The sequence below is a fragment of the Micromonospora sp. NPDC049580 genome (assembly GCF_040675595.1).
GTDB lineage: Bacteria > Actinomycetota > Actinomycetes > Mycobacteriales > Micromonosporaceae > Micromonospora.
Window position 1 is genome coordinate 1 of sequence record NZ_JBFAPG010000252.1, and the last position, 9,043, is coordinate 9,043.

Below are 9,043 nucleotides of genomic sequence, written 5' to 3' on the forward strand. Positions count from 1 at the left end.
GCCGGCGGGGCGGTTGCCCCACCGGCCGTCGACGTCAGCGCCGGGTGGTGCGACCCGGAACCGCTCAGGCGTGCCGTGGCACGGTCAGAAGGCCTCCTCCGGGAGGTCCATGATGTCGAGGTCGGCGCCCTCGATGATCCGCCGGTCGGCGCCGATGCGCGGCAGCACCTCGCGGGCGAAGAACCGGGCGGCGGCCACCTTGCCGGTGTAGAACGCCTTGTCGGTGGCGGAGACCTCGCCGGCCAGCGCCTTGAGCGCGACGTCGGCCTGCTTCTGCAGCAGCCAGCCGACGACCAGGTCGCCGATGGCCAGCAGGAACCGCCGGCTGCTCAGGCCGACCTTGTAGAGCGCGCGGGTGTCGCCGCCCTGCGCCTCGCCCAGCCAGCCGGTCAGCGTGCCGAGGATGTTCTGGATCTCAGCGAGCGCCTTGCCGAGCGCCTGCCGCTCCTCCTTGAGCTGGCCGTTGCCCGCCTCGGAGGAGATGAACTCCTGGATCTCGCCGGCGACCGCCATCAGCGCCTTGCCGTTGTCCCGGACGATCTTGCGGAAGATCAGGTCCAGGCTCTGAATGGCCGTGGTGCCCTCGTACAGGGTGTCGATCTTGGCGTCCCGGACGTACTGCTCCAGGGGGTAGTCCTGCAGGAAGCCGGAGCCGCCGAAGGTCTGCAGGGCCTCGTGGCCGAGCAGCTCGTACGCCCGCTCCGAACCGACGCCCTTGACCAGCGGCAGCAGCAGGTCGTTGACCCGCTTGGCCAGCTTGGTGGCCTTCTCGTCGCCGGACGCCTCGGCGATGGCGACCCGGTCCTGCCAGGTGGCGGTGTAGAGGACCAGGGCGCGCAGACCCTCGGCGTACGACTTCTGCAGCAGCAGCGAGCGGCGGACGTCCGGGTGGTGGGTGATGGTGACCCGCGGGGCGGTCTTGTCCGCCTGCTGGACCAGGTCGGCGCCCTGCACCCGGTTCTTCGCGTACTCCAGGGCGTTGAGGTAGCCGGTCGAGAGGGTGGCGATCGCCTTGGTGCCGACCATCATCCGGGCGTACTCGATGATCATGAACATCTGCCGGATGCCGTCGTGCTTGTCGCCGAGCAGCCAGCCCTTGGCGGGTACGCCGTGCTCGCCGAAGGTCACCTCGCAGGTGTTGGAGACCTTCAGGCCCATCTTGTGCTCGACGTTGGTCGCGTAGACGCCGTTGCGCTCGCCCAGCTCACCGGTGGTCTCGTCGAAGTGGAACTTGGGCACCACGAAGAGGGACAGACCCTTGGTGCCGGGGCCGCCGACGCCCTCCACGCCCACCGGGCGGGCCAGCACGTAGTGGACGATGTTGTCGCTCAGGTCGTGCTCACCCGAGGTGATGAACCGCTTGACGCCCTCGATGTGCCAGGTGCCGTCCGGCTGCTGGATGGCGCGCGTGCGGCCGGCGCCCACGTCCGAACCGGCGTCCGGCTCGGTGAGCACCATCGTGGAGCCCCACTGCTTGTCGATGAAGAGCTTGGCCCAGGCCTTCTGCCGCTCGGTGCCCTCGACGTGCAGCACGTGCGCGAAGGACGGGCCGGAGGCGTACATCCAGACCGGCGCGTTCGAGCCGAGCACCAGCTCGGCGAGGGCCCACCAGAGGGCCCGCGGGGCGTTGGTGCCACCCAGCGCGGGCGGCAGGTCCAGCCGCCAGAACTCGGAGTCCATGAACGCCTGGTAGGACTTCTTGAACGACTCCGGCAGCGGCGCGGTGTGCGTGGCCGGGTCGAAGACGGGCGGGTTGCGGTCGCTGTCCGTGTAGCTGGCGGCCAGGTCCTCGCGGGCGAGGCGATCCACCTCGGCGAGGAAGCTCCGGGCGGTGTCGGTGTCGAGGTCCGAGTACGGCTCCTGGCCGAACGCCCGGTCCGCCCCGAAGACCTCGAACAGGTTGAACTCGAGGTCCCGAAGGTTGCTCTTGTAGTGGGTCATGCTCGCTGGCCCCGCTTCCGGACAGGTGTTACCGATCAGTAACCCCGACTGTATTACTCGTGGGTAGGCAGCGACAAGCCGATCACGTAAGTGACGGCGATTACACAGTTGCGCGCCGGACGCCCCGCTCAGCTCTCGGCGGCGCCGACCTCCCAGCTCGGCACGGCCGACGTCGCGCCCGTGCGGGCACCGACGTACTCCATCAGGACCAGGGCGATGTCGTCGTCCAGGTGCCCGTGCACCCACTCGACGAGAGCCGTCTCCAGCGACGCGAGCCCGTCGGCGACCGTGCCGTGCCCGAGCAGCCGCCACGCCCGGTCGGCGGTGGGGAAGAACTCGCCGTCCCGCCGGGCCTCGCCGAGACCGTCGGTGAACAGGAGCAGGCGGTCGCCGGGCTCCAGGCGTTCCACGCGGGGGCGCACCACCGGCATGAACCCGAGGGGCGGCGCCGGCGCCGGCGGCTCCAGCGGGATCACCGCGCCCCGGCGCAGCAGCAGCGGCGACGGGTGCCCGCAGTTGACGATCGTGAGCGTCCCACCCCGCTCCTCGACCAGCGCTGCGGTCACGAAGTCCTCGTCGCCGACGTTGCGGGCCACCGCACGATCCAGGTCGGCGACGACGGCGCGCAGGTCGGCCCGCTCGTAGGCCACGTGCCGGTACGAGCCGAGGACGATGCTGGCCAGCCGAACCGCATCCAGGCCCTTGCCGCGCACGTCACCGATGATCATGCGGACGCCGTACGGGGTGTCGATCGCCTCGTACAGGTCGCCGCCGATCTCGGCCGTGGCGGTGGAGGAGATGTAGCGACCGGCCACCGAGAGCATGCCGACCTGCGGCCCGAGCGGGCGCAGCACCGCCTGCTGGGCCACCGAGGCCAGTTTGGTCAGCTCGGCGATCTGCTCCGCCTGCCGCTGGCGTATCGAGGCCACCGCCACGGCCAGCCCGCTCGCGACCGCGACGCCGACCACGTTGACCGAGGTCACCAGCATCATCCTCGGGTCGAACAGGGCGAAGCCCACCCCGATCAGGGTCGCCACGGCACCCACACCCAGCACCACCCGCCAGGCCGCCAGGGCGGCGGCCAGGACCGGGGCGGCCACCAGAAGCGCGACGTAGTGCGCCCGACGGCCGTCGGCCAACTCCAGCCCCGAGACGATCGCGAGCAGGGCGAGGGCCGCGCCGAGGCCGGCGCGGGATCCGGGGCTCAGCGGGCTACGGCCCGACTGGAGGAGTCGCGTGGGTACGAGGGACAGCATGCCTGATCCACGTGAACCGGTGAATGAACCTGGCCCCTCGTCCGAGGATGTTCTGTCCGGCCGGCCCAGGCTGGCGGCCGGATCGGCGGCCCCGGCTGCGCTCAGCCCAGCACCTCGTAGCGGACGGTCAGCGCGCCCACGTCGGTCGAGGCGATGGTCGCGAACGCGGCGCGGGACAGGTCCAGGCAGCGACCGTCGATGAACGGGCCACGGTCGTTGATGCGCACGACGACCGACTTGCCGCTGCTCGGGTTGGTCACCCGGACCTTGGTGTTGAACGGCAGCGTCTTGTGCGCCGCGGTCAACTCGTTCGGGTTGAACGACTCGCCGTTGGCGGTGAGCTGCCCGTCGGAGTAGAAGGAGGCGCCACACGAGCCGCTCTCCAGCACCTTCGCCGCCGCTGTGGTCTTCTTCGCGGTCGGGCGCGGCTTCGGCGACTCGGTGCGGGCCTTAGCCCGGGAGGCGGCCTGCGGCGACCGGCTGGCGGACGGGCTGGCCGTCACGCTCGGCGAGGCGCTGGCGCTCGGTGACGCGGTCGGGGAACTGGGGGCGAGGCTGGCGGGGGCGGTGGTCGGGGTGAGGTCGAGAGTCGCCTGACCCGACTGCCCGGAGCCCGAGGTCAGCTGGACGGTGCCGACGGTGCCCCCGACGGCGAGAGCGACGCCGACCGCAGCGGTGGCCGCGATGCCCGCCGGGGAGGAGAAGATGCGGGTACGGGAGTGCCTGCCTGCCACCGGCCCGGTCCTTTCGTCGACTGAACAAACCGGTTCGGACCGTAACGAGAGAAGCACTTCCGAAGTCAACGTGATCATGGTGATCTGCCCGTATTTGGCATAGTACGTGTAGCCGATCATCCGAGCCGGGGTGGGTCGACCGGCCCGGGTGCGGACGCGCCGAGCGCCCGTGCCGCACGATGGACGGATGCCCGCTGAGCTGACCGAACGCCTGGCCGCCCTGTTCCGGTGGATCGACCCCGGCCCGGACGCCAGCCACCTGGTCAGCGACATCTCCGGTTGGTGGCGCGACCCCACCGTGCTGGCCGAACTGGGACCGGCCCTGGTGGCGCCGTACCGGGCCGCCCGGCCGACCGTGGTGCTCGCCCCGGCGGTCACCGGCCTGCTGCTCGGGCCACTGGCCGCCACCGCCCTCGGGGTCGGCTTCGTGGCCGCCCACAAACCCGGCGACGGAAGGTTGCCGGCCGGCCCGCTCACCTGGGCGCAGAGCCCGCCGGACTACCGGGGCCGGCAGGTCGACCTGGCCGTCCGGGACCGGCACCTCGGCCCCGACGACCGCGTTCTGGTCGTGGACGACTGGGTCCGCACGGGCGCGCAACTGCACGCCCTCTACGACATCTGCGCCAAGCGCGGCGCGCAGGTGCTCGGCACCGCAGTGGTGGCCGTCGACTGCCCGCCCGAGACTGCCACCGCACTGCGGATCACCGGCCTGATCGCCGGCACGGATCTGCCGGGTTGACCTGAAGTCCACTTCACCTTCGACGATCGACGCATGAGCGACGGAATTCTCGACGAGGCGTACGACCGGCTGCACCGCACCGGACCCGAATACAAGGGCTGGCTCTCCAACCACGGCCCGATGGCCGTCGAGGCGCTGGCCCGGCACGGGCACGAGCAACGGGTGCACCGCTGGCTGGACGACTACCTCAGCCGGCTCGACGAGCTGCCCCGCGGGCTGCGCCCGATCGACGACTGGCGGGCGGCGCTGGGCGACGCGAAGCGGGCCGGTGACTGGCTGGCGTACTTCGACCGGCACCTGCGCGAGCAGCCGTGGCGGGACGTGCTCGGCACCTGGTGGCCCCGACTGCTGCCCGGCATCGCCGCCGGCGCCACGCACGGGGTGATCCGGGTCGGGCACGCCGTACGCGCCCTGCACCTGCACGACGCGAACCCGCAGCGGCTCACCGAGCTGGGTCAGGCCCTCGGCTACTGGGCGGCCCGCTGGCAGCCGGTGCCCGGCGCCGAGCGGCTGCTCGCCTCGGTCACGTCGAACCCACCCGAGGCCCACCCGGACGCCGCCGGGCCGGACGTGGCCGCCGCGCTGGCCGGGGTGCCCCGGATCGACGACCAGACCGGGGGCATCCGGGATCGACTGGGTCGGCTGGTGGGCGTACCCCGATGGGAACCGGCGCTCGCGGCGCTGCGCCCCGCGCGGACGCCGACCGAGGCGGAGCGCGGGCTCGTCACGCTCGTGCACCGTGCCGGCCTCGACTACCTGCGCTTCGGGCACGCGGAGCCGGTCATGCTGGTGCACGCGGTCACCGCGCCGACCGCCGTGCTGCGTACCCTGCCGGCTCTCGACCGGGCGCTGTGGGCGCCGAGCCTCGCCGCGGCCTGGGCCGCGACGGCGGCCGTGACCTCGGTGTACGCCCCGACCGACGGGATCGCCCCGCCGTCGGTGACCGTCGCGACCCCGGCGGAGGTCTTTGCTCGCGCGGCCCGACACGGCGACGCGCATGTGGTCAAGCTCGCCGACGCGGTCCTCGACGCCCACGCGGCCAGCGGTGACCAGCGGCTGCTCGACGCCGCGGGCTACGCCGGGCAGCTGATCTGAGCAGCGCCGGACGAATTGCGGCGGCGGTGCCGGCCGCGCTGGCCTAGCCTCGGCAGGATGTGGCCTCGGATCGGTGACCTGCGCACGCTCACCCTCGGCACCCCCGGCGAGCTGCGGGCGAGCCTGAACACCCTGGTGCTGGCCGGCGTGAAGACCGCGACGGCCGGCCGGCTCGCCGAGTACGCGGAAGAGGGCGAGGAGTTGGAGCAGGTCGGCGAACGGCTCGCGCTGGTCGACGACGACGACGCACTGGCCGGCGTCGTGGAGATCACCGGCGTCGAGGTGGTGCGCTTCGGCGACGTGCCCTGGGAGTTCGCCCGCGCCGAGGGCGAGGGTGATCGCTCGATCGAGGAGTGGCGGGCCGGGCACTCGGCCTACTGGGCGCGGCTCGGCACCCCCGTCGACGACGACACTCCGATCGTCTGCCTGCGCCTGCGACTGGTCTCCGGCGGCGAGGGCGGCGTGGCCACCGGAGACCTGGGCACCTGAGCCGGCGCTATCCGCGCAGCTCGGGCAGCAGTCGCGTCGCCACGTCGGCCAGGACGGCCTCGTCGCCGGCGTACCAACTGCTCGCCCGCGGCCAGTGCGTGACCACGTCGGTGAAGCCGAGTTCGGCGGCCCGGCCGACCTGGTCGGCGAAGAACTGCGCGCTGCTGAGCGAGAACACCGGCGCGGCGTCCATCGACAGGTAGCGGTCCAGCGTCGCCGGGTCGCGGCCGGCCTCGTCCAGCGTCCGGTCCATCCGCGCCGACAGGGCCGACACGGTGCCCCACCAGCCCTCCACGTCATCGGCGTCGGTGCCGGTGGTCACCCAACCCTGACCGAACCGGGCCACCAGCCGCATCGATCGCGGGCCGTTCGCGGCGACGACGAACGGCACCCGCGGCTGCTGGACACAGCCGGGGTTGTTGCGGGCGTCCACCGCGGCGAACCAGTCACCACGCCAGGTGGTGCCGTCCTCCCGAAGGACCAGGTCCAGCAGTTCGGTGAACTCGGCGAACCGGTCGACGCGCTGGCGCGGCGGCAGCGTCTCACCGCCCAGCACCGCCGAGTCGAAGCCGATGCCGCCCGCGCCCAGGCCGAGCAGCAGCCGGCCGTCCGAGACGTCGTCCACCGTGGTGATCTGCCGGACGAAGGCGGCCGGGTGCCGGAAGTTCGGCGACGCCACGAGCGTCCCCAGCCGGATCCGGGACGTCACCGTGGCGGCGGCGGTCAGCGTGGCCATCGAGTCGAACCACGGGCCGTCGACCAGGTCCCGCCAGCCCAGGTGGTCGTACGTCCAGGCGTGGTCGAAGCCCCACTCGTCGGCCTGCCGCCAGCGACGCTGCGCCTGGGCCCAACGCTGGTCCGGGAGGATCACGATGCCAATCCGCATGATCGCCAGCCTAGCCGCGTCCGATGCCCCTGCTTCAGCATCGGCTACGCGCCCTCGGGCACCTGGCTCAACGGGCAAACTTGAGCCTCGCCCGCCCGTGGCGGGGCATCGCGGACGCTGGGCCTTCGCTACGGTTCGGCCGTGGTGGACCAGCGGTCACGGCGGGCCGACACGGTACGAGTCTTGGGCACCGTGTCGCTGATTGCCGGCTTCATGACGGCGCTGCTCACTTTGCTCTCCAGCACCGGCGGGCTCCAACCGCAGATCCTGGCCGCCTTTCTCATCCTGACCGGCATCGGTCTGCGGATCGAGGCGGCGATCATCGACCGCAGGCCATAACCCTCCCCCTGTGTGTCCCACGTCACAGTTGGTCGTAGTAGGGGCGTCCCGATCGGCTCCGACCTCGTTGCGAGCAGGCACCCGGTGGGCGCCGCCCGAGGAGAGGGAAGAAGCGACATGACGAAGGTGACCGCACAGCTGTCGGTGTCGGTGGACGGCTTCTACGCCGGCCCGCTGTTCGACGGCGACGGCGACTGGATCGACTCGGCCGAGAGCGCCGGCTTCTTCCGGGTCACCCGCTGGGCGACCGACGCGATGGCGTGGCGCGAGCGGCTGGGCTTCGCCGGCGGCGAGCAGGACGCCAACTCGGACGTGATGGCCGAGACGTTCAACGCGGCCGGCGCGTACGTCATGGGCCGGCGGATGGCCGACGGGGGTGAGGTGCCCTGGGGCGAGGAGCCGCCGTTCCGCGCGCCGGTCTTCGTCGTCACGCACCGACCCCGCGAGACCCTGCTGCGCGGTGGTGGCACCAGCTTCACCTACGTCACCGACGGCGTGGCCAGCGCCGTCGAGCAGGCGCGCGCAGCAGCCGGCGGCCGGAACGTCGCCGTTGCCGGAGGCGGCAGCCTGGTGCGCCAGGTGCTCAAGGCCGGCCTGCTCGACGAGTTGGAACTGCACGTCGTACCTGTCGTGCTCGGCACCGGCCTGCGGCTGTTCGACGCGGACCTCGATCTCGGCGACAAGGAGGCCATCGAGCTGACGCCGACCCGGGTCATCCCCACCCCGCAGGTCACCCACATCCGGTACGAGGTGAGCGGCCGCGCCCCGCTCGTGCTCGACGACCGGGGCCGCGGCGGCGGCCCGACGGCGACCACGAACTGACCCGCGCATTCATCAACCTCACGAGGAGCTTTTCATGCCACAACTGTTGCGGGTGCAGTGCTTCAACGTTTCGCAGGACGGGTTCGGCACCGGCGAGGGCAGAGCCTGGAACGGCCCTTCGGCCACGCCGACCCCACCCCGCTGTTCTCCTGGCGTTCCGCCACCGCCAGCTTCGTGTACCGCACGGAGCCGGGCGGCACGCGCGGCCTGGACGACTACCTGACCCGCGACGCCGAGTGCAACATCGGCGCGGAGATCATGGGTCGCAACAAGTTCGGCCCCCAGCGTGGCCCCTGGGAGAACCACGAGTGGCAGGGCTGGTGGGGGGACAACCCGCCGTTCCACACGCCGGTCTTCGTGCTCACCCATCACGTACGGCCGTCGTTCACCCTGTCCGACACCACGTTCCACTTCCTCGACGCCAGCCCCGCCGAGGCGCTGGCCCAGGCCAAGGAGGCAGCGGACGGTCGGGACGTACGCCTCGGTGGCGGGGTGGCCGTCATCCGCGAGTTCCTCGAGGCCGACCTGGTCGACACGATGCACATCGCCGTCGCGCCCGTCGACCTCGACCGGGGCGAGCGGCTGTGGGGGAGCCCCGACGAACTTCTCGACCGCTTCCACCTGGAGTCGGTGCCCAGCCCCAGCGGAGTCACCCATCTCCTGTTCTGGAGACGGTGACCGCCACTACAGGCGGGAGCCGTCGGCGCACAGATCTTGGACAGTTTCCGTTAGCAGCTAACGG

Annotated in this window: 10 protein-coding genes; 6 read left to right on the top strand and 4 right to left on the bottom strand. The window is 72.0% G+C overall.

Annotation, left to right across the window (positions count from 1 at the left end; translation table 11 throughout):
- Nucleotides 1–84: 84 nt before the first annotated feature.
- The 3 genes from AB0J68_RS19810 to AB0J68_RS19820 form a co-directional block, all read right to left on the bottom strand.
- On the bottom strand, nt 85–1,941 hold the full coding sequence (locus tag AB0J68_RS19810) for an acyl-CoA dehydrogenase (protein ID WP_363939838.1): 1,857 nt from the start codon (nt 1,939–1,941) through the stop codon (nt 85–87).
- A 128-nt stretch (nt 1,942–2,069) separates the two neighbouring features.
- On the bottom strand, nt 2,070–3,197 hold the full coding sequence (locus tag AB0J68_RS19815) for a PP2C family protein-serine/threonine phosphatase (protein WP_354854989.1): 1,128 nt from the start codon (nt 3,195–3,197) through the stop codon (nt 2,070–2,072).
- 101 nt (nt 3,198–3,298) lie between these two features.
- A complete protein-coding gene (locus AB0J68_RS19820) occupies nt 3,299–3,931 on the bottom strand; it encodes a septal ring lytic transglycosylase RlpA family protein (RefSeq protein WP_363939840.1) in 633 nt (210 codons plus the stop codon).
- Nucleotides 3,932–4,118: 187 nt separating this feature from the next.
- On the opposite strand from AB0J68_RS19820, the gene AB0J68_RS19825 reads away from it, so the two are divergent.
- From AB0J68_RS19825 to AB0J68_RS19835, 3 genes are read left to right on the top strand one after another with little or no spacing between them, the layout of a single operon-like run.
- Nucleotides 4,119–4,670 (top strand): phosphoribosyltransferase family protein, encoded by a 552-nt coding sequence (locus AB0J68_RS19825; protein ID WP_363939841.1) that lies wholly within the window; start codon nt 4,119–4,121, stop codon nt 4,668–4,670.
- A gap of 33 nt (nt 4,671–4,703) precedes the next feature.
- On the top strand, nt 4,704–5,765 hold the full coding sequence (locus tag AB0J68_RS19830) for a hypothetical protein (protein ID WP_363939842.1): 1,062 nt from the start codon (nt 4,704–4,706) through the stop codon (nt 5,763–5,765).
- Nucleotides 5,766–5,822: 57 nt separating this feature from the next.
- The gene (locus AB0J68_RS19835) at nt 5,823–6,254 is read left to right on the top strand and encodes an ASCH domain-containing protein (RefSeq protein WP_354854983.1); all 432 of its coding nucleotides are present in this window, start codon (nt 5,823–5,825) and stop codon (nt 6,252–6,254) included.
- A gap of 7 nt (nt 6,255–6,261) precedes the next feature.
- Here AB0J68_RS19835 and AB0J68_RS19840 read toward each other — a convergent pair whose 3' ends face one another.
- On the bottom strand, nt 6,262–7,140 hold the full coding sequence (locus AB0J68_RS19840) for an LLM class flavin-dependent oxidoreductase (protein ID WP_363939844.1): 879 nt from the start codon (nt 7,138–7,140) through the stop codon (nt 6,262–6,264).
- A gap of 141 nt (nt 7,141–7,281) precedes the next feature.
- On the opposite strand from AB0J68_RS19840, the gene AB0J68_RS19845 reads away from it, so the two are divergent.
- The 3 genes from AB0J68_RS19845 (at nt 7,282) to AB0J68_RS19855 (ending at nt 8,979) form a co-directional block, all read left to right on the top strand.
- Entirely contained in the window at nt 7,282–7,479 is a 198-nt protein-coding gene (locus AB0J68_RS19845) for a hypothetical protein (protein ID WP_354854979.1), read from the top strand.
- Between the two features lie 117 nt (nt 7,480–7,596).
- Nucleotides 7,597–8,301 carry a dihydrofolate reductase family protein gene (locus AB0J68_RS19850; RefSeq protein WP_363939845.1) on the top strand — a complete coding sequence of 235 codons (705 nt, stop codon included), beginning with the start codon at nt 7,597–7,599 and terminating at the stop codon, nt 8,299–8,301.
- 57 nt (nt 8,302–8,358) lie between these two features.
- Nucleotides 8,359–8,979, top strand: coding sequence for a dihydrofolate reductase family protein (locus AB0J68_RS19855; protein ID WP_363939847.1), 621 nt, complete (start codon nt 8,359–8,361; stop codon nt 8,977–8,979).
- The last annotated feature ends 64 nt before the right edge of the window (nt 8,980–9,043 follow it).